Origin of the sequence: Methylobacterium oryzisoli, assembly GCF_046557895.1 — a bacterium.
Taxonomy (GTDB): domain Bacteria; phylum Pseudomonadota; class Alphaproteobacteria; order Rhizobiales; family Beijerinckiaceae; genus Methylobacterium; species Methylobacterium oryzisoli.
This window is the reverse complement of sequence record NZ_JBKIBX010000007.1, coordinates 192,214-213,792: the sequence shown is the minus strand read 5'-3', so window position 1 is coordinate 213,792 and position 21,579 is coordinate 192,214. Positions and strand designations below refer to the sequence as shown.

General features: G+C 72.7%; 20 protein-coding genes. 7 read left to right on the top strand and 13 right to left on the bottom strand.

All coding sequences use genetic code 11. The features are described from left to right. Positions 1–23: 23 nt before the first annotated feature. Positions 24–881 (bottom strand): helix-turn-helix domain-containing protein, encoded by an 858-nt coding sequence (locus tag ACKUB9_RS09790; protein WP_407521216.1) that lies wholly within the window; start codon positions 879–881, stop codon positions 24–26. 160 nt (positions 882–1,041) lie between these two features. Between ACKUB9_RS09790 and ACKUB9_RS09785 the strand changes: the two genes are divergently transcribed. The 3 genes from ACKUB9_RS09785 (at position 1,042) to ACKUB9_RS09775 (ending at position 4,092) form a co-directional block, all read left to right on the top strand. Next, positions 1,042–2,148, top strand: a complete 1,107-nt coding sequence (locus ACKUB9_RS09785; RefSeq protein WP_407521214.1) for an aldo/keto reductase — start codon at positions 1,042–1,044, stop codon at positions 2,146–2,148. Further along, positions 2,148–2,834 carry a formylglycine-generating enzyme family protein gene (locus ACKUB9_RS09780; protein WP_407521213.1) on the top strand — a complete coding sequence of 229 codons (687 nt, stop codon included), beginning with the start codon at positions 2,148–2,150 and terminating at the stop codon, positions 2,832–2,834. Before ACKUB9_RS09785 ends, ACKUB9_RS09780 begins: the two co-directional genes overlap by 1 nt. 184 nt (positions 2,835–3,018) lie before the next feature. Beyond that, entirely contained in the window at positions 3,019–4,092 is a 1,074-nt protein-coding gene (locus ACKUB9_RS09775; protein WP_407521211.1) for an SDR family oxidoreductase, read from the top strand. Between the two features lie 9 nt (positions 4,093–4,101). On the opposite strand, the gene ACKUB9_RS09770 is transcribed toward ACKUB9_RS09775, so the two are convergent. From ACKUB9_RS09770 to ACKUB9_RS09750, 5 genes are all read right to left on the bottom strand, one after another. Beyond that, positions 4,102–4,749, bottom strand: a complete 648-nt coding sequence (locus tag ACKUB9_RS09770; protein WP_407521208.1) for a HepT-like ribonuclease domain-containing protein — start codon at positions 4,747–4,749, stop codon at positions 4,102–4,104. Further along, positions 4,749–5,177, bottom strand: a complete 429-nt coding sequence (locus tag ACKUB9_RS09765; RefSeq protein ID WP_407521206.1) for a RusA family crossover junction endodeoxyribonuclease — start codon at positions 5,175–5,177, stop codon at positions 4,749–4,751. Before ACKUB9_RS09765 ends, ACKUB9_RS09770 begins: the two co-directional genes overlap by 1 nt. Positions 5,178–5,311: 134 nt before the next feature. Beyond that, positions 5,312–6,187: a class I SAM-dependent methyltransferase gene (locus tag ACKUB9_RS09760; protein WP_407521204.1), complete on the bottom strand. Its 876-nt coding sequence runs from the start codon at positions 6,185–6,187 to the stop codon at positions 5,312–5,314. A gap of 3 nt (positions 6,188–6,190) precedes the next feature. Further along, entirely contained in the window at positions 6,191–7,234 is a 1,044-nt protein-coding gene (locus tag ACKUB9_RS09755; protein ID WP_407521202.1) for a lysylphosphatidylglycerol synthase domain-containing protein, read from the bottom strand. Between the two features lie 137 nt (positions 7,235–7,371). Next, the gene (locus ACKUB9_RS09750) at positions 7,372–8,256 is read right to left on the bottom strand and encodes an alpha/beta fold hydrolase (RefSeq protein ID WP_407521200.1); all 885 of its coding nucleotides are present in this window, start codon (positions 8,254–8,256) and stop codon (positions 7,372–7,374) included. A gap of 189 nt (positions 8,257–8,445) precedes the next feature. Between ACKUB9_RS09750 and ACKUB9_RS09745 the strand changes: the two genes are divergently transcribed. Beyond that, entirely contained in the window at positions 8,446–9,075 is a 630-nt protein-coding gene (locus tag ACKUB9_RS09745; protein WP_407521198.1) for a GNAT family N-acetyltransferase, read from the top strand. Here the strand turns inward: ACKUB9_RS09745 and glmS are convergent. Next, complete coding sequence (gene glmS, locus ACKUB9_RS09740) at positions 9,062–10,888, bottom strand: glutamine--fructose-6-phosphate transaminase (isomerizing) (protein ID WP_407521196.1); 1,827 nt, start codon at positions 10,886–10,888, stop codon at positions 9,062–9,064. The two genes, ACKUB9_RS09745 and glmS, sit on opposite strands and share 14 nt — an antisense overlap. 240 nt (positions 10,889–11,128) lie before the next feature. Beyond that, entirely contained in the window at positions 11,129–12,478 is a 1,350-nt protein-coding gene (gene glmU / locus ACKUB9_RS09735) for a bifunctional UDP-N-acetylglucosamine diphosphorylase/glucosamine-1-phosphate N-acetyltransferase GlmU (protein WP_407521194.1), read from the bottom strand. Positions 12,479–12,654: 176 nt separating this feature from the next. Between glmU and ACKUB9_RS09730 the strand changes: the two genes are divergently transcribed. The 3 genes from ACKUB9_RS09730 to ACKUB9_RS09720 all read left to right on the top strand — a co-directional run bounded on the left by ACKUB9_RS09730 (position 12,655) and on the right by ACKUB9_RS09720 (position 18,128). Then, positions 12,655–14,310, top strand: a complete 1,656-nt coding sequence (locus tag ACKUB9_RS09730; protein ID WP_407521192.1) for an OpgD/OpgG family glucan biosynthesis protein — start codon at positions 12,655–12,657, stop codon at positions 14,308–14,310. Continuing rightward, positions 14,286–16,421, top strand: coding sequence for a glucans biosynthesis glucosyltransferase MdoH (mdoH, locus tag ACKUB9_RS09725; RefSeq protein ID WP_407521190.1), 2,136 nt, complete (start codon positions 14,286–14,288; stop codon positions 16,419–16,421). The genes ACKUB9_RS09730 and mdoH overlap by 25 nt, the downstream gene beginning before the upstream one ends. 150 nt (positions 16,422–16,571) lie before the next feature. Beyond that, positions 16,572–18,128 carry an outer membrane beta-barrel protein gene (locus ACKUB9_RS09720; protein WP_407521188.1) on the top strand — a complete coding sequence of 519 codons (1,557 nt, stop codon included), beginning with the start codon at positions 16,572–16,574 and terminating at the stop codon, positions 18,126–18,128. A gap of 4 nt (positions 18,129–18,132) precedes the next feature. On the opposite strand, the gene ACKUB9_RS09715 is transcribed toward ACKUB9_RS09720, so the two are convergent. The 5 genes from ACKUB9_RS09715 to ACKUB9_RS09695 all read right to left on the bottom strand — a co-directional run bounded on the left by ACKUB9_RS09715 (position 18,133) and on the right by ACKUB9_RS09695 (position 21,495). Beyond that, on the bottom strand, positions 18,133–19,209 hold the full coding sequence (locus ACKUB9_RS09715) for an alanine racemase (protein ID WP_407521186.1): 1,077 nt from the start codon (positions 19,207–19,209) through the stop codon (positions 18,133–18,135). A 112-nt stretch (positions 19,210–19,321) separates the two neighbouring features. Further along, entirely contained in the window at positions 19,322–19,930 is a 609-nt protein-coding gene (locus ACKUB9_RS09710; RefSeq protein WP_407521184.1) for an AprI/Inh family metalloprotease inhibitor, read from the bottom strand. Between the two features lie 167 nt (positions 19,931–20,097). Continuing rightward, the gene (locus ACKUB9_RS09705) at positions 20,098–20,880 is read right to left on the bottom strand and encodes a succinate dehydrogenase iron-sulfur subunit (RefSeq protein WP_407521182.1); all 783 of its coding nucleotides are present in this window, start codon (positions 20,878–20,880) and stop codon (positions 20,098–20,100) included. 10 nt (positions 20,881–20,890) lie between these two features. Then, on the bottom strand, positions 20,891–21,247 hold the full coding sequence (locus tag ACKUB9_RS09700; protein ID WP_407521180.1) for a DUF5615 family PIN-like protein: 357 nt from the start codon (positions 21,245–21,247) through the stop codon (positions 20,891–20,893). Positions 21,248–21,261: 14 nt separating this feature from the next. Then, complete coding sequence (locus tag ACKUB9_RS09695; RefSeq protein ID WP_407521178.1) at positions 21,262–21,495, bottom strand: DUF433 domain-containing protein; 234 nt, start codon at positions 21,493–21,495, stop codon at positions 21,262–21,264. Positions 21,496–21,579: the final 84 nt, after the last annotated feature.

The window sequence follows — 21,579 nt, the reverse complement described above, 5'->3', positions numbered from 1 at the left end:
GCAGCGACCGGGCGAAACGGCCGCTACGACAGATCGAGGCGCCGCCGGTAGGCGGAGGGGGCCGCGCCGACGATTGACCGGAAGCTGCGGGCGAAGGCGGTCGGGCTCGCGAAGCCGACATCGAGCGCGATCGCGGCGATCGGCCGGTCGCCCGCGCGCAGCAGGTCGATCGCGCGCGCCACCCGGCGCCGGGTCACGTAGGCAAGCGGCGTCTCCCCGGTGGTGGCCCGGAAGGCGCGGTGGAAATAGCCCTCGGACAGGCCCGCCAGCGCCGCGAGCGCGCCGATCCGGATCGGTCCGCCCAGGTGCTCCTCCACGTACTCGCCGATGCGGCGCATCTGCCGCGCGGTGAGCCGGAGCGGGCGTTCGGGCGGGGCGCCCGCGGCGCCGAACCGGCGGTCGAGATAGGCCCCGAGCATGGCCGAGACCGTGTCGCAATAGGTCCCGTCGAGGGCGCCGTCCCGGCGGTGCAGCCGGTCGAGTTCCGCCAGGACGCCGTGCAGCACCGGATCCTCGACGCAGCAGAAGGAGGGCAGGGCCGCGACCGATCCGGGCGCCAGCGTCAGCGAGGCCCAGTGCCACGCCACTCCGCGCACGCGCAGCCGCCGCGCGCAGCCGGCCGGCAGGAAGGAGACCGCGCCCGGCCGGTCGGGCCCGTCGTAGCGCCGCCCGTCCGCGGTGCTCATCTCGTGCCGCTCGGCGCCGCCGCGCAGCGTCGTCATCAGGATCGGCGCGGCGGACAGGATCGTGCCCTCCACCACCGCGGTGTAGGGCCGCGACGCCGCCTGGAACACGCCCCCGTCCCAGGCGAAGCTGCGCCAGTCGTCGGGCGGCGGCGTGACGCGGCCGGGATAGAGGCGGTCGCGGTCGGCGAGGCTCATGAACGCGGATTCCTGTCGAGCCAGGATGTCAGCGGGTGCCCATCCGGTCAAATGCCGGGCACGAAAGGGTCAGGATCGGCGCAGCCGGGTCAGGAACGGGCGCGCTCGTCCGCGCGACCGGCCTTATTTGGCGTTCATCCCAAACGACCGGAGGCGCCCCATGAGCCAGGACCCGATGAACCAGAGCACGATGCCCGCTCCCGAATCCCCCCTGCCGGCGAGCCGGCGCGACGTGATGGCGGCGGCCGTCGGCCTCTCCGCCGCGGCGCTGGCGGGCACCGGCGCCGCACGGGCCCAGGCCCCCGCCACGACGACCGCCGCGCCGGTCAACACCCGCACCATCGGGCGCACCGGCGAGGCGCTGCCCCTGCTCGGCCTCGGCACCTACCTGACCTTCGATCTTCTCCCGGGGAAGAACCGCGACCACCTGCGCGCGGTGGCCGATACCTATCTCGATGCGGGCGTGCGCGTGGTCGACACCTCGCCGCTCTACGGCACCGGGGAGGTCAGCATCGGCGACTTCCTCAGCGCCCGGCGCCAGACCGATCAGGTCTTCCTCGCCAACAAGATCTGGTCCACCGGCGAGTACCTGGCCGACGAGAGCCACGCCCTGCGCAGCTTCGAGCAGTCGCAGACGCGGCTGTGGCGCGAGCGCTTCGACCTCCTGCAATGCCACAGCCTCGTGAACGTCGAGGTGGTGGTGCCGATCCTGCAGGCCTGGAAGAAGGAGGGACGCACCCGCCTGGTCGGCGTGACGCACCACCAGAACGAGTACCACGACGTGCTGGCCGGCTGGGTCGAGCGCGGCGGCGTCGATGTCGTGCAGGTCAACTACTCGATGCTCAACCGCAGCGCCGAGACGCGCATCCTGAAGGCGGCGGCCGAGCGGGGCATGGGCGTGCTCATCAACATGCCCCTCGACAAGGGCCGCCTGCACAAGGCCGTGGGCGAGGCGCCGCTGCCGGATTTCGCCCGCGAGATCGGCGCGCAGAACTGGTCGCAGTTCTTCCTCAAATGGGTGATGGGGCACCCGGCGGTGACGACGGTGCTGTGCGCCACGGCGAATCCCGACCACGCGGCCGAGAACATCGGCGCCCTGCGGGGACCGCTCCCCGACGCCGACATGCGCGCCCGGATGCTGCGTCACGTCGAGGGTCTGCCGGGCTTCGCGGCGGCCGCGCGCCTGCCCTACTACCCCGACAAGCAGGCGATGTATCAGGGCGTGATCCGCCGCTCGCAGGCGGCCGTGCGCCAGCGGCAGAGCTGATGCGCGGGAGCCCCCTGGCGCTGGCCGTCGCCCTGGCGTGCCTGCCGGCCGCCAGTCCCGCCGGCGCCGGCGGGCATCCGGTCGTGCTCGACCGCACGGAGGTGACGCTGGGCGCCTTCACGGCCTTCGCGGAGCGCGCCGGACTGCGCACCGCGGCGGAGCGCGACGGCTGCGGGCACGAGTACGCCGGGGGCTGGCAGCGCCGCCCGGGCTGGCACGTCCGCGCGCCCTACGGGGCGCCGGCCGCGCCCGACGAGCCAGCCGTCCACGTCACCTGGGCGGAGGCGCGCGCCTATTGCGAGGCCGCGGGCGGGCGCCTGCCGACCGCCGATGAATGGCGCGCCGCCGCCTACACGGAGGCGCGGCCCGCCCCGGCGGACGGGTTCACGCGCGGCCGCACCTATCCCTACCCGGTCGGCGACACGCCCGAGGGCCTGCACATCGCCGACACCGGCGCGCGCCGCCACGCACCCGTCGGCAGCGGGCGCCCCGGGGTGAACGGCCTGCACCACATGGGCGGCAACGTCTGGGAGTGGCTCGCCGACCGCCGCGGCGGCGAGGCCCTCACGGCCGGCGGCTCGTGGTGGTACGGCGCGGCTCAGACCCGCCGCGACGGCCTGCAATGGAAGGAGGCGGTTTTCCACGCGGTCTATATCGGCTTTCGCTGCGCCACGCCGCACCCCTGACGGCGGGGCCGGCACGGATCCATCCGGGTCGCGGTTCGTTGCGAGCGCAGGGGCCGCGGGTTCGTCCGCCGCCGGCCCGGGATGCCGCGGCATCGGGCCGTCGGTCCGTCGCGACGGCCCAGTGCACCACCCCGGCAAGTGCCCCACCCAGGCAAGTGCCCCACCCCGGACGGGAGATCCAGGCATGGAACGGTCAGCGCTCGTCGCCGGCGTCAGCGGCATCGTGGGCAACGCCCTCGCCCGGCACCTCGTCGCGGAGGGCTGGACGGTGCACGGCCTCGCCCGCCGCTCGACCGCCCTGCCGGGCATGCATCCGGTGGCGGCCGACCTCACCGATCCGGCGGGCCTGCGCACGGCGCTGTCCGACCTGCGGCCGAGCCACGTCTTCATCACCACGTGGCTGCGCCAGCCGACCGAGGCGGACAACATCCGGGTCAACGGCGCGATGGTGCGCAACCTGCTCGACGCGCTCTCCCCGGGCGGCAGCCTGCGGCACGCCGCGCTGGTCACCGGGCTCAAGCACTATCTTGGTCCCTTCGAGGCCTACGGGAAGGGCAGCCTGCCGCCCACGCCCTTCCGCGAGGAGCAGCCGCGCCTCGACGTCGAAAACTTCTACTACGCGCAGGAGGATGCGGTCTTCGCCGCGGCCGAGCGCGACGGCTACGGCTGGAGCGTGCACCGGCCCCACACCATCATCGGCTACGCACTCGGCAACGCCATGAACATGGGCGTGACGCTCGCCGCCTACGCCACGCTCTGCCGCGAGACCGGACGCCCCTTCGTGTTTCCCGGCTCGCGCGCGCAGTGGGACGGGCTCACCGACATGACCGACGCCCGCCTGCTGGCCCGCCACCTCGCCTGGGCCGCGTCCACGCCCGCGGCGCGCAACCAAGCCTTCAACGTGGTCGACGGCGACGTCTTCCGCTGGAACTGGATGTGGGGGCGCCTCGCCGGCTGGTTCGGCCTGGAGCCGGCCCTCTACCCGGACACCCCGTCGCCCCTGGAGCGGCAGCTCGCCGACGCCGCGCCGGCCTGGGCCGAGATCGCCCGGCGGCACGGCCTCGTCGAGGCGGATCTCGGGCGCCTCGCCTCGGCCTGGCACACGGACGCGGATCTCGGCCGCCCGATCGAGGTGGTCACCGACATGAGCAAGAGCCGCCGGCTCGGCTTCCTCGACTACCAGCCCACCGACGACGCCTTCTTCGACCTCTTCGCCCGGTTGCGGGACGAGCTGGTGATTCCCGATCCGGCCCGATGAGCGGTGCCGTCAGACCGCATCGGCCTCCAGCACGTGATCGACGGACCGCAGCACGAGGTCGACCGCGTCGGGCGCCGGATCGGCTTCGACATCGCCGTGAACGATCCGATTCCGCAGCCCGATGAGGTTGCGCAGGCTGCGCTCCCGATCCGCCTCGATGAGGCCGTTCATCGCGAGGCTCTGGACGACGGCGCCGGGAGAGAGGGCTGCGCCCGGATTGTCGCGGCTGCGCGCGCGCAACGCCGCTTCGAGGAGCGACCAAGCCAGGACGAACGCGGCACGGCGATGCCCCTGCGCCAGGAGCGCGTCAGCGTCCTCGACGGCGCCACGCACCGCCGCGGGCGCGACCCTGGCGATCTCCATCGATGCCGACGGATCGGCCCCCATGACGGCGAGGTGAAAGCGCCAGTCGGGCCGCCCATCGAACAACCGGCGGATCTCCTGAAGGCGGGGGTCCGCCAAGCCTGACCGTCCCTTGACCTCGATCACGATATTCTGGCCGGGCCTGCGCGCGAGCGCGTCGGGCATGTAGCCGCCCAGGAAATCGGGGAGATCTCCGCGCTCGGGATGGGCCGTGAAAGTGAAGCCGTCCGCCTCATAGCGCGTCCGCAAGCCGTCGAGGAATCGCGCCTCGGAATCCTGCCACGTGGATGTCATCACAGCCTCCGCCAGCTGAGATCGTCATCGACGCGGACATAGACGACCGGCCTTGCAGTCGCCAATGCCGCCAGAAGCTGCGCACCCGGGTCGGCGATCGTCCAATCCGCCTCGGGCTCGAATTTCTGTGCGAGGACGCGCTCGACGACTCGATCAGTCATGTAGGCGACATGAATCAGAGCATCCATGATGGGCTTCACGATATTATCGATGTCGCCCTGCATGGCCGCATCGGGGAAATAGTGGATCGTCAGGGAGACCGGACGATCATCGAGGAAGCCGAGGCCATCCGTCTCGTGGATCCGATCCCGGGCGGCATCCCTGACGATCGTCTTCCAGCGCTCCCGAGATCGGCTGCTCGCCTGCAAGGACCTGGGGGTCGCAGCAACGAAGAACTCCAGCGGGTAGAAGGCGCCTTGGATCGACACGACCGAGAACGCCCCTCACGGCACAGAATGCTGGAGATCGCGGCAAGTTGTCATTGTGCCTTACGCTGCGCAAGCGAGTTGTTCAGGGCCGCATGAGCTGCCGCCGACCGCCCCCTCGCTGCAGGTCACTTGCGTCAGACTGGGTCGCGACCGGGCTCGGGGCTCTTGACCAGCCACAGGCTCGTCTCCCAGGCCCCCTCCGGGAGCGGGAGCCGCGCGACCGCGTGGCCGTGCAGCCAGTCGGTCGCCGTCACGACGTAGCGGCTCGCGAACAGGATCGCGTAGGCGCCGCCCTGGAGGAGCGCACCGACCGCGACCTGCTCGTTGTAGCCGCGCCACGTCCAGGCGGCCGGATAGGCGTCGGGCAGGAAGATGTCGTGCAGGTGCACGAGGACGCCCGGGGCGAGCCGCGGCAGCACGTCGAGGAGCAGGCGGTCGACGTCGCTGCCCGGCATCGCCACGTGGCTCGAATCGACGAACAGCATGTCGCCGGGTTCGAGCGCCGCCGCGGCTTCGGCGTCCGCCGGTCCGAACAGACGGGGGTGGTGGCGCACGCACGGCAGCCCGTCGAGGCGCGCGCGCGGGTTCGGATCGACGCAGGTGAGGCGCGTCGGCAGGCCTGCATCCGCGACGGCCTGCGCGAGGAAGCGGGTCGAGTGGCCCGATCCGACCTCCAGGATGCGCCGCGGGCGGTGGCGCCGCACCAGCGCGTAGGCGGCCGCCGCATCGAGGCGGGGAAACCAGTCCTGGCCGAAGCGCGGCGGGATTTGTCCGACGAGGCCCGGCTCCCCGGCCGTGATGCGGTCGAGGGCGGGCGCGTGGGATGCGATGGCGTCGAGGACGGCCCGGCACGCGGGTGCCGCGTCGGCGAAGAGCGGGCGGAGGGCCGGATAGGCCTGCGGGTGCGCGGCACCCGCGTGCCGGTAGGGAATGAAGAACCCCCCGGCCGGCAGGCCGAGGAGCGTGCGCAGGTGGAGGTGCGCCCGGCGCAGCCGCGCCCGGCCGGACAAGGCTCAGCCCACCTTGCTCACGGGCTCAAGGTCGGGCTTGAGGCCGGGGCCGTCGACGGGCGGCGGCGGCACGGTGGCGGGCACCTCGGCGCGGCCGCGCATCGCCGCCGCGAGGCGTCCGCGCTCGAACAGGAGCACCACCACGATCGCCAGGGCGAACGGGATGAGGAGGTAGAACAGGCGGAAGATCAGCAGGGCGGCGAGCACGTCGACCTTCGGCAGGTCCGGCATCGCCGTGAGGAAGATGACCTCGAACACCCCGAGCCCGCCCGGCGCGTGCGAGACGAGCGCAGCCGAGAACGAGGCCAGGAAGACCGCCAGCACCACGACGAAGCCCGGATTCCCGGCCTCCGGCAGCGCGAAGTAGATGATACCGGCCGCGCCCAGCAGTTCGAGCGGCGCGGCGATGAGCTGGCGCACCATCACCTGGGGGCGCGGGTATTCGAGCTTGAACTTGCGGATGGTCATCGGCTTGAGGTGCAGGATCGAGCCGACGACGTAGAGGGCCACGAAGGCGAGCAGCGCCCCGCCGAGGATGCGGGCGGTGGCCGGGTTGGTGAGGAGCGCCGGCAGCTTGCCTTCCAGGCGGGTGAGCAGGTCGGGCTGGAGCACCAGCACGACGCCGCCGAGCAGCATGGTGCCCAGGCCGAAGGTGAAGGAGCACAGCGCCACCAGCACCGCGACCTGCGCGGCCGAGAGACCCTTCGACGTGTAGGCCCGGTAGCGCACCATCGCGCCCGAGAAGACCGAGGCGCCGATGTTGTGCGAGAGCGCGTAGGTGGTGAAGGAGCAGAGCGAGACGAAGAGCCAGGAAATGCCCCTCACGCCGAGGTGGATCAGCGCGATGCGGTCGTACCAGGCGAGCGCCGCGTAGGCGACGAGGGTCGAGAGCGCCGCCAGGGCGTAGCGGTGGGCCGGGATCGCCGCGAGGCTCGCTTCGAGATCCGCGAAGGAGAGGCCTTCGAGCTGGTGCCAGAGCAGGTAGACCGAGACCACGACGGCCGCGAGGCCGATGATCGGCCAGATGAACTCGCGAAGCTTCTTCATGACTGCCCCTGCCGCACCTTCGTGGTCGGCGCGCTTCTGCCCGAGCGCGCTGCCGGCTGCAAGAACGTCTCGCGGAGACGCCCGCGCCGGATGGCGCTCCTCCTTTCACGTGATCATGACGCTTTCGTGCCGCGGGATCAGAGGCCGTGCTCGTCGAGCCAGTCGAGCACGAGGCGCGCGACGCCCTCCGCCCCGTAATCGAGCTGCAGGAAGTGGGCGATGTCCGGCACCGTGCGGTGCGCGGCGCCGTGATAGAGGGCCGTGCGCCACGTCGTCGCCGGCCAGATCATGCGGTCGAGGGCACCCCCGACCACGAAGGCTGGCAGGCCCGCGAAGGCGGCCGAGAGCGGCAGCACCGGCCAGTGCGCCTCGGCCAGCGCGACCGGGCTCTCGGCCGACATCCGGGCCGCGTAGCGCTGCGCCCGGTCGAGCGGCAGGCCCTCGGAGAAGAGCCAGTGGCGCGACAGCGCCACCGCGGGCTCGCGCCCGGGGAGGAGCGACCCGGCCAGGGCCTCGACCCAGAAACCCGGATCGGTGAGGGCGATGCGGGTGCCCACGAGAGTGAGCCCGTCCGGCGGCAGCGGCGCGAGCAGGATCAGCCCGCGCATCGGCACCTGCCCGATCAGGCGCTGGGCGAGGAGCGCGCCCAGCGAGTGGCCGATGACGACCGGCGGCTCGGACCACTGCCCGGCCGCGAGGCGCAGGTCGTCGAGGTAGTCGGTCAGGGAGGCCGACCGGAGCGTCCGGCCGCCCTGGCTGCGCCCGTGGCCGCGCAGCGAAAACGCCGCCGCGCGCCGGCCGCGCCGGGCGAGGTGGGGGAGAAAGACCTCCTGCCAGATCCACGCCGCGCCGAAGGCCCCGTGCACGAAGAGGAGCGGCGCCCCGCGCGGCTGCCCGGCGGGCTGCGCCTCGATCCATTCGAGCGCCGGGCCGCCCGGCCGGCCGAGCATCGCGGCGGTCACCCGCGCCCCCGCGACGGCCGCCATCGGGAACCGGCCGCCCTGGTCTTCCTCCTGCATCATCGCTCCGCTCCGCCGCTTCCGCACGCTCGCACCCGAAGGCCGATTCGCGGCCAAGCTCCCACACCCTGCCTTAACGTCACTGCGTTGACGAACATCATGCACCCGTCCGGCTTGGCTGGAGCTTGCCGGCACGGTTCCTGCCGGGGCGGGGCTTGCCGGCCGCGCGCCGGGGCGTCACCACGAGGTGCCATGACGCAACTTCCCGCCTCCCACGCCCTCGTCCTCGACGGGCTGACGCCGATCCCCGCGACGCACGTGGCGGCCATCGTCACCTCCCTGGAGATGCATGCCCCGCCCAGCCAAGCGGCCGAACCGCTCCCGCTCGCGCGCATCGACGCCGACCTGCCCCGCTACCGGGCACTCTACGCGCGGGTCGGCGCGCCGTGGCTGTGGTTCGGCCGGGCGCGGCTCGACGACGCGGCGCTCGGTGCGATCCTGGGCCACCCCGACGTGGAGGCCTTCGCGCTGGCGGAGGGCGGGGAGGACGTCGCGCTCCTCGAACTCGACTGGCGCGTGCCCGGCGAGGCGGAGATCGCCTATTTCGGGCTTGTGCCGGAGGCGATCGGCCGGGGGACCGGACGGCGGCTGATGGCCGAGGCGCAGGCGCGCGCGTGGCAGCGCCCGATCGGGCGCCTGTGGGTGCACACCTGCACCTTCGACCATCCCGGCGCGGTCGCCTTCTACGAGCGGTCCGGGTTCCGCAGCTTCGCGCGCGCCATCGAAGTGCTGCCCGACCCCCGCCTCACCGGGATTCTGCCCCGCTCCGCGGCACCGCACATCCCGCTCCTCGGCGATCGCGATCCGCTCACTCCACGGTGACGGATTTGGCGAGGTTGCGGGGCTGGTCGACGTCTTTGCCCAGCACGACGGCGGCGTGGTAGGCCAGGAGCTGGATCGGCACCGCGTAGACGATCGGCGCCACCACCGGATCGAGATCCGGCATCATCAGCGTCGCCAGCGTGTCGAGCCCCGCGGCCTCCGCCCCGCGCGCGTCGCCGATCAGCACGATCCGCCCCCCGCGCGCCGCCACCTCCTGCATGTTCGACACCGTCTTCTCGAAGATCGCGTCGTGCGGCGCGATCACGATCACCGGCACCGCGTCGTCGATCAGCGCGATCGGGCCGTGCTTGAGCTCGCCCGCCGCGTAGCCCTCGGCGTGGATGTAGGAGATTTCCTTGAGCTTGAGCGCGCCTTCCAGCGCCATCGGGTAGGCGGTGCCCCGCCCGAGGTAGAGCACGTCCCGCGCCTTGGCGATCTCGCGCGCCAGGCCCTCGATCGCGCCCTCCTGCTTGACCGCCTCGGCCATCAACCCCGGCACCGTGATCAGCGCGTCGATGAGCCGGCGCTCCTGGCCGGCATCCAGCGTCCCGCGCGCCCGCCCCGCCGCGATGGCGAGGCACAGCAGCACGGTGAGCTGGCAGGAAAAGGCCTTGGTGGAGGCCACGCCGATCTCGGGTCCGGCCAGCGTCGGGGCGAGTGCGGACGCCTCGCGGGCGATCGTGGAGGTCGGCACGTTGACCACCGCCAGGGTGTGCTGCCCTTGGGCCTTGGCGTAGCGCAGCGAGGCCAGCGTGTCGGCGGTCTCGCCCGACTGGGAGATCACGAGCGTCAGGCCGTTCGGCTCCAGCGGCGGCTCGCGGTAGCGGGTCTCGGAGGCGACGTCGATCTCGACCGGCAGCCGCGCGAGGCTCTCGAACCAGTACTTGGCCACCAGCCCGGCGTAGTAGGCGGTGCCGCAGGCGGTGATCGAGAGGCGCGAGAGCGAGGCGAAGTCGAAGGGCAGCGCCTCGGGCAGGGCGACGCGCCCGTTGGCCAGATCGACGTAGTGGGCGAGCGTGCGCCCCACCACCTCCGGCTGCTCGTGGATCTCCTTGGCCATGAAGTGGCGGTAATTGCCCTTGTCGACCAAGAAGGACTGGGTGGCGATCTTCTGGCGGGGCCGCGCGACGAGCACGCCCGTCTGGTCGCGGATCTCGGCGCCCGCGCGGGTGAGGACGGCCCAGTCGCCCTCGTCCAGGTAGGTGATCTCGTCCGTGAAGGGGGCGAGCGCCAGCGCGTCGGAGCCGAGATAGGTCTCGCCTTCGCCGAAGCCGATGGCGAGCGGGGCGCCGTGGCGGGCGCCGATCAGGAAGTTCTCCTCGCCCGCGAACAGGAAGGCGAGCGCGAAGGCGCCGCGCAGGCGCGGCAGGGCGGCGGCCACGGCCTCGCGGGGGCTCAATTGCTGGTCCATGCCGCGGCTGACGAGCTGGGCGACGACCTCGGTGTCGGTCTCGGTCTCGAAGACGCAGCCCTGGGCCTGCAGCTCGGCCTTCAGCTCGCGGAAGTTCTCGATGATGCCGTTGTGCACGACCGCGAGGCGCGGGGTGGCGTGCGGGTGGGCGTTGGTCTCGTTGGGCCGGCCGTGGGTGGCCCAGCGGGTGTGGCCGATGCCGATGGCGCCCGAGAGCGGGCTCTGCACCAGCTTGAGCTGGAGGTTCGCCAGCTTGCCCTCGGCCCGGCGGCGCTCCAGGCGCCCCTCCTCGAGGGTGGCGATCCCGGCTGAATCGTAGCCGCGGTATTCGAGCCGCCGCAGGGCGTCGATCACCTGTCCCGCTACGGCGTTGCGCCCCACGATCCCAACGATGCCGCACATGCTGACCGCCCCACGTCTGGACATCGGCGTCCCGCTTCGGCACGCCCGCCCGCTTCCCATTCCCGGCCGGCGCAAGCTCCGGACCGGCCACCTGGTTCCCAAGCGCGGCAGACTAGCCGGTCCGGGACCGGCGCCGCCAGCCCGCTCGCGACATGGCGGCACCTGGGCGGCACCTGGGCGGCGGCCTGCGGCATTCGCGCGCAAGCGACGACGGATTCGGACGCGGGGACGCGGCGGCGCTCAGCCGTTGTCTTTGCCCTTGCCGCGCGCCCAGCCGGGCTTCACCGCCTGCCGAGCCCGGCCGAGGGCCAGCGCGTCGGCCGGCACGTCGTCGGTGATCACCGAGCCGGACCCCACATAGGCGCGCGCCCCCACCGTCACGGGCGCGACCAGGGCGGAGTTCGAGCCGATGAAGGCCCCCTCCCCGATCACCGTGCGGTGCTTGTTCACGCCGTCGTAGTTGCAGGTGATGGTGCCGGCGCCGAGATTGGCGCGCGCGCCGACCTCCGCGTCGCCCACGTAGGAGAGGTGGTTGACCTTGGCGCCCGCCCCGATCGCGGCGTTCTTCACCTCGACGAAGTTGCCGATCCGCGCGCCCTCCGCCAGCCGGGCGCCGGGCCGCAGCCGCGCGTAGGGGCCGACCTGCACGCCCGGCGCGAGATCGGCCTTTTCCAGATGCGAGAAGGCGTGGATGACGCAGCAATCGCCCACCACGACGCCGGGGCCGAACACCACGTGCGGCTCCACCACCACGTCGCGGCCGAGCCGCGTGTCGTGGCTGAGGAAGACGGTGTCGGGCGCGATCAGGGTCGCGCCGGCCAGCATGGCCTCGCGCCGCAGGCGGGCCTGGATCGCCGCTTCGGCGGCGGCGAGCTGCACCCGGTCGTTGACGCCCTGCGCCTCCGCCTCCGCGACGGGCACCACCGCGACCCGGTGCCCGTCCGCGACCGCGAGCGCCACCGCGTCGGGCAGGTAGTATTCCCCGGCAGCGTTGTCGTTGCCGATCCGCCCCAGGAGGTCGAGGGCGAGGGCCCCCGAGAGCGCCATCAGCCCGGCATTGCTCAGGCGCACGCGGCGCTCGTCGGGGCTCGCATCCTTCTCCTCGCGGATCGCCACCACGCGCTCGCCCTCGGCGAGCACCCGGCCGTAGCCGGTCGGGTCCGCGGCCTCGAAGGCCAGCACCGCCACCGCCGCCCCCTCCGCCAGCGGCGCGCGCAGGCGCGCCAGGGTCTCGGGGCGGATCAGCGGCGTGTCGCCGAAGGCGATCACCACGTCGTCGGCGCCGGCCTCCAGCGCGGGGCGGGCCGCCAGCACGGCATGCGCGGTGCCCAGCCGCTCGGCCTGCGGGAAGACGCGCGCGCCCGGCGCCGCGGCCTCGATCGCCCCGGCCACGTCCGCCCGGCCCGGCTCCACCACCACCGCGATGTCGGTCGCGCCGGCCGCCCGCACGCTGGCGAGCACGTGGGCGAGCATCGGCCGGCCCGCGAGCGGATGCAGCACCTTCGGCAGGTCAGATCGCATCCGGGTGCCCTTGCCGGCCGCGAGCACGACGGCGAGGAGCGAGCGGGCGGTCTTGGCGGTCAGGGGCATCGGGCTCCTCGTCGGGCTGCACGGTCCCCGTCTAGCCCAATCGGGAGAGGCGGCAAACGCGAAGCGCGGCGGAAGGGACACGCCCCCGGCTCTTCTCGAATCTTAACCCCCGGTTCAGGCCGCGGCGTGGTAAACGGCCCGCGAGCCCCGTGAATCCGAGAGTCAGACCCGAGCGCATGACGCGACGCCGCCCCGCCCCGTCCCGGCCGCCCACCCCCGCAGGCGGGTTCGACCGTCGCGCGGTGCTGGCGCTCGCCGGCACGGGCCTCATCGTCGCGGGCGGCGCCCGTGCGCAGGACCCGCCCGTGCCGAGCCTCGCGGACGGCGCCCGGTTCGATCCGGCTCAGGTGGTGGAGATCGCCCGGGCGCTCGCCCGCAAGCCCTTCGCGGCCCCACCCAACGACCTCCCGGATCCCTACGGCAACCTCACCTACGAGCAGTACGTCGCGATCCGCCCCAAGCCGGAGCTCCTGGTGTGGCGCGACCAGGGCCGGGGCTTCGTGGTCGAACCGCTGCACCGCGGCTTCCTTTTTCGCAACACGGTGGCGCTCCACACGGTGGAGGACGGGGTGGTGCACCGCATCGCCTACGACCGCGCCCAGTTCACCTTCGGCAAGACGACGCCCCCGGACGAGGGGCGCGACCTCGGCTTCTCGGGCTTCCGGCTCTACGCGAGCTTCGGCGGCGGGGCGCCGGCCGATTGCGCGATCTTCCAGGGCGCCTCGTTCTTCCGGGCGCTCGCCGCCGGCCAGAGCTACGGCGTCACCGCGCGGGCGCTGACCCTGCGCCCGGCCGAGGCCAAGGGCGAGGAATTTCCGCTCTTCCGCGCCTTCTGGCTGGAGCGGCCCGCGCCGGGCAGCGGGCAGATCGTGATGCATGCCCTGGTCGATTCCGAATCCGCGACGGCGGCCCTGCACATGACGCTGCGCCCCGGCGACGCCACGCTGGTCGACATCGAGGCGACGCTGTGCCCGCGCACGCCCCTGGAGCATGTCGGGATCGCCGGCATGACCGGGGCCTACCTGTTCGGCTCGACCGACCGGCGCACCATCGACGATGCGCGGGCCGCCGCCCACGAGATCGACGGGCTGCAGATCCGCAACGGCTGGGGCGAGGCGATCTGGCGCCCGGTGCAGAACCCGGAAACGCTGCAGATCTCCGCCTTCCTCGACCAGGATCCGAAGGGCTTCGGCCTCGTGCAGCGCGAGCGCGACTACGCGGGGTTCGAGGACGACGTGCAGCGCTGGGAGCGGCGGCCGAGCCTGTGGATCGAGCCCTTCAGCACCTGGGGTCCGGGGCGCGAGCAGCGGCCGTGGGGGGCGGGCGCGGTGCAGCTCATCGAGATCCCGAGCGAGTCGGAGGTCAACGAAAATATCCTGGCCTACTGGCGCCCGAAGGAGCCGATCACCCAGGAGACGGCCTTCAGCTACCGGCAGTTCTGGTGCTGGACCGTGCCCGGCGCGCCGCCGCTCGCCCTCTGCACCGGCACCCGGATCGGCAAGGGCAGTTCGGGCAAGCGGCGGCTCTTCCTCGTGGATTTCACAGGCGAGGCGCCCTTCCAGCCCGGCATCGCGCCCGAGGCCCTCACGATCTCGGTCTCGGCCTCGCCCGGCGCGATCGTGAAGCCGAAGCCCGACGCCAAACCCGACGCGCCCCCGCCCCGGCGCGACCCGCAGGTCAAGCCCGTCCTCTACCTCTACCCGGAGCGCAAGACGCTGCGGGCCGTCTTCGAACTCGATCCGGGCGGCGAGACCGCCTGCGAGATGCGCCTGACCATCAAGAACGGCGACCAACCGGTCAGTGAGACATGGCTCTATCGTTGGACCCTGTGACGCCCGCCCCGACCGTCGCGCCGGCGGTGCCGCCCGAGGCGCCGCTCGCGATGCCGGTGCAGGATCTCTCCCGCTGGTCGGAGTCGGACGGCCACCGGCCAGCGGCCCACCCGACGCCGACGCTGGCGCGGCTGTTCGTGTTCGGCGGCGCGGCGCTGCTCACCGCCTACGGCGCCGTGCAGATGTACGAGGTCGTGTCGGTGGCCGGCAGCACCACGGCGCTGCAATGGCTGCTCCTCTTCCTCTTCACCCTCAATTTTTCGTGGATCGCGCTCGCCTTCACCTCGGCGCTGCTCGGCTTCGCCGCGCTCCTGCGCCGCCGCCGCGGCGATCTTGCCCCGGGTCCGCTGACCACCCGCACCGCCGTGGTGATGCCGGTCTACAACGAGGCGACCGCCCGCACCTTCGCGGCCGTGGAGGCGATCCGCGAGTCGATCGAGGCGACCGGCCAGGGCGCGGCCTTCGACTACTGGGTCCTGTCGGATTCCACCCAGGCCGATGCCTGGATCGCCGAGGAGCGCGCCTTCCTGGCCCTGCGCGGCAAGCTCGGGGACGGGGCGCGGCTCTACTACCGCCACCGGCCCAAGAACCACCACCGCAAGGCCGGCAACATCGCCGACTTCGTCAGCCGCTGGGGCGGGCACTACGACCACATGCTGGTGCTCGACGCCGACAGCCTGATGAGCGGCGATTGCGTGGTGCGCCTCGCCGCCGCCATGCAGGCCGATCCGGATGCCGGGATCATCCAGTCGCTGCCGCTGATCATCAACCGCAACACGCTGTTCGCGCGCGTCCAGCAATTCGCCGCGCGCATCTACGGGCCGGTGATCGCCACCGGCCTCTCGCTGTGGTCGGGGCGGGACGGCAATTACTGGGGGCACAACGCGATCATCCGCACCCGGGCCTTCGCGGCCCATTGCGGGCTGCCGGACCTGCCCGGAAAACCACCCTTCGGCGGCCACGTGCTGAGCCACGACTTCGTGGAGGCGGCGCTGATCCGGCGGGCGGGCTGGAGCGTCACTATGCTGGCCGACCTGCCCGGCTCCTACGAGGAGAGCCCGCCCTCGCTGATCGACATCGCGGTGCGCGACCGGCGCTGGGCGCAGGGCAACCTGCAGCATTCCCGCATCATCGGCACGGCGGGCCTGAAACTGCCCTCGCGCCAGCACTTCGCCACCGGCATCGCCGGCTACGTCGCCTCGCCGCTCTGGGCCGCGCAGCTGGTGGTCGGCATCGCGCTCGCCCTCCAGACCGCCTACATCCGGCCCGAATACTTCCCGAGCGAGTTCCGGCTCTACCCGGTCTGGCCGCGCTTCGACCCCGTGCGCGCGCTCCAGCTGTTCGGGATCACCATGGGCATCCTGCTCGCCCCGAAGCTGTTCGGCCTCGTGCTGGCGCTCCTCGACCGCGCGGCGCGCCGGGCGAGCGGCGGCGCGATCCGGCTGGTGCTCTCGGCGCTGATCGAGACCCTGCTGTCGGCCCTGATCGCCCCGATCGCCATGCTGATCCAGTCGGGCTCGGTGGTGCAGATCCTGCTCGGGCGCGACACCGGCTGGAATCCGCAGCGGCGCGACGACGGCTCGATCCCCTTCCGCGACATCGTCCGCCGCCACCGCTGGCACACCATCCTCGGGCTGGTCTCCGGCATCGCCGCCTTCGCGATCGCGACCTCGCTCTTCCTGTGGATGTCGCCGACGATCCTGGGCCTGGTGCTGGCCATCCCGATCTCCTGGGCGAGCGGGCAACTCACCTACGGCTTGGCCCTCAAGCGCCTCGGCCTCCTGATGACGCCCGAGGAGCGCGAGCCGCCCGCGGTGGCACTGCGCGCCGCGTCCCTCCAGGCGGAAAATGCCACTCGCGGCTTCGACGACGCCGACGCGCTCGGCGCCATCCAGGCCGATGCCGCCCTGCGGCGCGCGCATGTGGCGATGCTGCCCGCCGCCCCCCAGCGCCAGCGCGGCAGCGTCGACCCGGACCGCGTGCTGGCGCAGGCGAAGCTCGCGGAGGCCGAGACCGCCGCGGAGGCGACCGCGTGGCTCAGCCCCAAGGAGCGCATGGCCCTGCTGCACGACGCCGCGCTGGTCGACCGCGCGGCGCGCCTGCGGGCCTGACGCGCACCCCGTTAAGCCGCCGCTAACCCTAACGCTTTACCCCGAGGCAATCATGCGGGTCTCGGGATCGGCGCCCTCCGGTGCCGGTCGCGTCCCGCCCTCGGGGAACCGGTGTCCTGCGCGGCAGGTCCGGCGCAGGCGGAGGCCCGTGTGGACGAGCGGCCGAGGACCAGGGAGCAGGACCGACCGCAGGCCCGGCGCCCGGCTGCCCTCGGCCTCGCGCTCGCCGCCTGTCTCGCCGTCGGCCAGCCGGCGCTGGCCCAGAGCGTCCGCCTCCCCGACCCCGTCGCCACGCCCTCGCCGGCCGCCGGATCGCCAAATCCCGTCGGGGAGATGGGCCTGCGCGGCTCCGCCAACCCGGCCGTCACGGCGCGGCCGGCAAGCGCGGGCGAGCGCCGCCGCGAGCCGCCCCGGCGGCCCTCGCGCCCGCCCGCCAGGGCGATGGTCCGGGCGGTGACCCAGGTGCCGTCCGAGGATCTGCGGCTGCGCCCGATCGTGCAGGTGCCGGTGACGGGGGTGCCCGATCCGGTGCTCGCCGCGCCGCTGCTGCGGCGGCGGATCGATCCGGCCGATCCCTACGCGCCGCTCGGAGTCGAGGTCGGCAGCATCACGGTCTTCCCGGTCTTCCAGCAGAGCGTCGGCTACGACACCAACCCCGACCGGGCCTTCGTGGCCAAGGCGTCGCCGGTCCTGCGCAGCGAGGGCGAGGTCCGGTTCCAGAGCGACTGGTCGGTGCACGCGCTCGCGGGCGAGCTGCGGGGCGCCTACAACACCTATCCGGAGAACCGCGCCGCCGACCGGCCGGACGGCGACGGCGCCGTGCGGCTTCGCCTCGACGCCGCCCGCGACACGCGGATCGAGATCGAGGGGCGCTACCTCATCACCACCCAGCGCGTCGGCAGCCCGGACCTCAACGCCGTGGCGTTGCGCGAGCGCCCGATCGTGGCCGCCTATGGCGGCACCGTCGGCGTGGTGCAGGACTTCAACCGCCTTCAGGTCTCGCTGCGCGGCCTCGTCGACCGGCAGACCTTCGACGATGCGGTGCGCAGCGACGGCACGGTGATCCCGCAGGGGGACCGCAACGCCAACACCTACGGCCTCCGTCTGCGCACCGGCTACGAGATCCGGCCCGGCCTCACGCCCTTCGTGGACGCCCTCGTGGACACCCGCATCCACGACTTCGCGGTGGATTTCAGCGGCTACCGCCGCGATTCGGACGGGCTGACGCTGCGGGCGGGCTCCACCTTCGAGCTGAGCCGGATCCTCACCGGCGAGGTTTCGGGCGGCTGGCTGCGCCGCACCTACGTGGACCGGCGGCTGCGGGACGTGACCGGCCCGGTCCTCGACGGCGCGCTGATCTGGGCGGCGACCCCGCTCACCACGGTGCGGGTCGGCGCCAGCACCGGGGTGATCGAGACGGTGATCCAGGGCGCGAGCGGCGTCCTCACCCAGACCGCCCTCCTCGAAGTGACGCACGACCTGCGGCGGAACCTGCGGCTGACGCTGCTCGGCTCGGTCTTCACCAACGACTACAAGGGCGTGAACATCCACGAGGACGGCTACGCGGCCGGGATCAGGGTCGACTACCGGCTCAACCGCTGGCTCGGGGTGCGGGCGAGCTACACGCACGAGAACCTGCGCAGCAACGTCGTCCGCTCCTCCTACGATTCGGACACCTTCCTAGTCGGCGTGCGGGTGAATCCCTGATCCATCAGCGCCGCCCGCGGGCCGTGACCGGGATCTCGCCGACGATCCGCCCGCCCCGCGTCGCCACCAGCCGGTCGGCCATGTTGACGACGACGCAGACGTGGTTGGGCACCACGCGCACCACCGTGCCGACCTCGAGCCCGGCCGCCGCGCCCGACAGGTCGAGGAAGCCGTGCTCCTCGGCAAGCTTGTGGATCCGGGCCTGCGGACACTCGCGGATCAGCCCGTAGCCGTCGAGCCCGCCGCCGGGATCGGCCGTGAGCGTCTTGGAGCCCGCATCGAGCACGCCGCGGGTCGGCGTGGCGCGGCTCACGACGGTCGTGACGACGTCGAGGGCGCACTCGTCCAGGGTGGCGGCCCCGCAGGCCATCATCATGCGGTCGTTGAAGATCGAGGTGCCGGAGCGGTGCTCCGTCGCCCCCTGGATTTCTCCGAGATGGCGCAGGTTGGGGGTTCCGCCCGTCGAGACGATGCCGGCCGCGATTCCTTCCCCGCGCAGGCCCTCCTGGGCGGCATCGAGGAAGCGCTGGGTCTCCGCCGGTCCGTCGTCCGGCGGGTAGAGCAGGAGACCGGCGAAGCGCAGCGACGGCGCGGCGGCGATCCGGCGCGCCAGCGCCACCGCCTCGCCGGGCGTCGCGACGCCGGCCCGGCCGCGGCCGGTGTCGCACTCCACCACCACGTCGAGGTCCCGCCCGGCCGCGTCCGCCGCCTCGGCGAGCCCCGCGACCACGGCGGGATGGTCCGCGCTCACCGTGAGCGCCGTGCGGCGCAGCAGCCCGGTGAGGCGCCCGAGTTTCTCCGCGCCCAGCAGGTTGTAGCTGATCAGGATGTCGGTGAGGCCGGCCTCCGCCATCACCTCGGCCTCGCCGAGGGTCTGGCAGGTGAGGCCGCGCGCGCCTGCCTCGCGCTGACGCCGCGCGAGGTCGGGGCTCTTGTGGGTCTTGATGTGCGGCCGGTTGGCGAGGCCCGCCGCCTCGCAGGCGGCCTGGAGCCGGGCGATGTTTCGGTCGACCCGGTCGAGGTCGATCATCAGGGAGGGCGACCCGAAGGTGCGGACGACCTCTTCGGCGAGCGTGGTCATGGGGCCTCCAGAGCCTCCTCCGCCGAACGGTTCCCGGTTCGGCGGCGGCGATCATGCCCGACCGGGCACCCTCGCGGCAGCCCCGGCGGCGCTGCGGCCGGGTCGCGCCGGCTCAGCGGGCGAGCGCGAGCGGGGCGCCGGATTTCGACAGGGCGCCGTCGAGGCCGCCGCCGCCGGGGCGCAGGCGCGCCGCGACGGTGCCGCCCGGCTGGTAGAGATAGACCTCGCCATCGCGATAATCCCAGGCCGAGACCTTCGCCAGATCCTTGTTGCTGCAGCCGGCGGAGGTCGCCTTGTAGAGGTCGAGGGCCGGGGTGCTGGAGAGCGTCACCCGACAGGTGGCGCCGGTGGCGTCCCGGGCGGTCCAGCCGCCGACCACCCCGGAGCGTCCGCCGCTCGTCACCGGCGGCGGTGGCGGCGCGATTGCGGCCTGCTGCTGGACCGGCGGGGCGGCGGGTTCGGCGACGATCGGGCCGCCCGGATTGGCCGCGACCTCGGCCGGGGAGGCGCTGGCGCCGGGCGGCGGCGCGAGGGGCGCCGAGGTCACCGGGCCGGCCGAGAGGCCCGGCGCGCCGAGTATCGGCTCCTCGGGCGGTAGCGCGCGGGCAGAGGGGCGGGCGGCGGCGCGGGTCGGGCCGGCATCGAAGCGGGACGACGCGCAGGCGCTCAAGGCCGTGGCGAGCGCCAGGACGGCAACGGTGCTGAGGTACGAACGCGGCATCGCGGGGTCCCGATCATCTGGTTTCCCCAGCGCCATACGACCCCGCGAAGGCGGCGGCAGGGCCGCCGGAGACGACAAAGGCGCCCGCAGGCGCCTTTTCGCTCCGGTGTGGCCGGAAGGCCGCAGGTGGCGGGCAGGCCCGCGGCGGGGCAAGCCCCGCGGCGGGCTCAGACCTCGCGGGCCACCATCATCTTCTTGATCTCGGCGATCGCCTTCGCCGGGTTCAGGCCCTTCGGGCAGGTGTTGGCGCAGTTCATGATGGTGTGGCAGCGGTAGAGCCGAAACGGGTCGTGCAGCGTGTCGAGCCGCTCGCCCGTGTGCTCGTCGCGCGAGTCGATCAGCCAGCGATAGGCCTGGAGCAAGGCCGCCGGGCCGAGGAAGCGGTCGCCGTTCCACCAGTAGCTCGGGCAGGAGGTGGTGCAGCAGGCGCACAGGATGCACTCGTAGAGGCCGTCGAGGCGCGCCCGGTCCTCCGGCGTCTGGCGCCACTCCTTCTCGGGGGCAGGTGTTTCGGTCTGCAGCCAGGGCTCGATCGCCGCGTGCTGGGCGAAGAAGCTCGACAGGTCCGGCACCAGATCCTTCAGCACCGGCATGTGCGGCAGCGGATAGATCTTGATCTGGTTCGACTTGCAATCCTCGATCCCGAGCGTGCAGGCCAGCGTGTTCTGCCCCATGATGTTCATGGCGCAGGAGCCGCAGATGCCCTCGCGGCAGGAGCGCCGGAAGGTCAGGGTCGGGTCGATCTTGTTCTTGATCCACAAGAGCGCGTCGAGGACCATCGGCCCGCAATCGTCGCGGTCGACGTAGTAGGTGTCGATCCGCGGATTGGCGCCGTCGTCCTGGTTCCAGCGATAGATCCGGAACTCCTGCAGGGCCTTGGCCCCGACCGGCTTCGGCCAGGTCTTGCCCTCGGTGTATTGTGAGTTCTTGGGGAGTGTGAACTGGGCCATCCGTCAATACCTAATGGGGTCGATCGAATCCGAGTACCCGAAGCCGAAGACGTCCGGCTTCGACGGTGAGAAGACATCCGGTCGCGAGATCATCCCGTGCACTCTCGATCGCCTGAGCGACGAGCGGACCTACGCGCGACGGCAGAGTTGTTCCCGAACGGAGCTGGACGATGCTGGGCTTCCTGCTGCCCGACATCGCCATCATGATTCCGAAAACGAGATCGCTCGTGAGGACGGCCCGGTCGTGGACGCGAGCCCATTCGAGGATCTCGCGGTCGCTGGCGTCCTCCCGCCCGATGGTGGACCAGTGGACGACATCGTGTCCGCGTGCATCGAGCCAGCCGACCCAGTCGGGCGAGAGATTCATGTCGACCACGATCCTCATGCGGCGGGCGTGAGCGGCATCTCGCGCTCCTGGGCGATCCAGGCCGCGTAGCGCAGGGCCTCCAGCACATCCTCCCGCTGCAGGTAGGGGTAGGCGGCCAGAAGCTCCTCGATGCTCACGCCGGCGCCGAGGTTGCCGAGCACCATGCTCACCGTGACGCGCATGCCGCGGATGCAGGCGCGCCCCTCCATGATCGCGGGGTCGCGGGTGATGCGGGTGAACTCGGCCATCGGACCTTCTCCTGCCCTCGCAACGGCGCGGCTGAGGGCCGGCACCAAGGGGCTTCGCATCAGCATTGCCGGCCGGCCGGCAGC

Excerpts from the sequence above, each read along its gene's own strand:
- ACKUB9_RS09750 (WP_407521200.1), bottom strand. The coding sequence starts at position 8,256 with ATGATGCAGGAGGAAGACCAGGGCGGCCGGTTCCCGATGGCGGCCGTC.
- ACKUB9_RS09730 (WP_407521192.1), top strand. The coding sequence starts at position 12,655 with ATGACGCGACGCCGCCCCGCCCCGTCCCGGCCGCCCACCCCCGCAGGC.
- ACKUB9_RS09790 (WP_407521216.1), bottom strand. The coding sequence starts at position 881 with ATGAGCCTCGCCGACCGCGACCGCCTCTATCCCGGCCGCGTCACGCCG.
- ACKUB9_RS09705 (WP_407521182.1), bottom strand. The coding sequence starts at position 20,880 with ATGGCCCAGTTCACACTCCCCAAGAACTCACAATACACCGAGGGCAAG.
- ACKUB9_RS09700 (WP_407521180.1), bottom strand. The coding sequence starts at position 21,247 with ATGAATCTCTCGCCCGACTGGGTCGGCTGGCTCGATGCACGCGGACAC.
- ACKUB9_RS09695 (WP_407521178.1), bottom strand. The coding sequence starts at position 21,495 with ATGGCCGAGTTCACCCGCATCACCCGCGACCCCGCGATCATGGAGGGG.
- mdoH (WP_407521190.1), top strand. The coding sequence starts at position 14,286 with ATGGCTCTATCGTTGGACCCTGTGACGCCCGCCCCGACCGTCGCGCCG.
- glmS (WP_407521196.1), bottom strand. The coding sequence starts at position 10,888 with ATGTGCGGCATCGTTGGGATCGTGGGGCGCAACGCCGTAGCGGGACAG.
- ACKUB9_RS09745 (WP_407521198.1), top strand. The coding sequence starts at position 8,446 with ATGACGCAACTTCCCGCCTCCCACGCCCTCGTCCTCGACGGGCTGACG.
- ACKUB9_RS09755 (WP_407521202.1), bottom strand. The coding sequence starts at position 7,234 with ATGAAGAAGCTTCGCGAGTTCATCTGGCCGATCATCGGCCTCGCGGCC.
- ACKUB9_RS09780 (WP_407521213.1), top strand. The coding sequence starts at position 2,148 with ATGCGCGGGAGCCCCCTGGCGCTGGCCGTCGCCCTGGCGTGCCTGCCG.
- ACKUB9_RS09785 (WP_407521214.1), top strand. The coding sequence starts at position 1,042 with ATGAGCCAGGACCCGATGAACCAGAGCACGATGCCCGCTCCCGAATCC.
- ACKUB9_RS09770 (WP_407521208.1), bottom strand. The coding sequence starts at position 4,749 with ATGACATCCACGTGGCAGGATTCCGAGGCGCGATTCCTCGACGGCTTG.
- ACKUB9_RS09710 (WP_407521184.1), bottom strand. The coding sequence starts at position 19,930 with ATGCCGCGTTCGTACCTCAGCACCGTTGCCGTCCTGGCGCTCGCCACG.
- glmU (WP_407521194.1), bottom strand. The coding sequence starts at position 12,478 with ATGCCCCTGACCGCCAAGACCGCCCGCTCGCTCCTCGCCGTCGTGCTC.
- ACKUB9_RS09715 (WP_407521186.1), bottom strand. The coding sequence starts at position 19,209 with ATGACCACGCTCGCCGAAGAGGTCGTCCGCACCTTCGGGTCGCCCTCC.
- ACKUB9_RS09775 (WP_407521211.1), top strand. The coding sequence starts at position 3,019 with ATGGAACGGTCAGCGCTCGTCGCCGGCGTCAGCGGCATCGTGGGCAAC.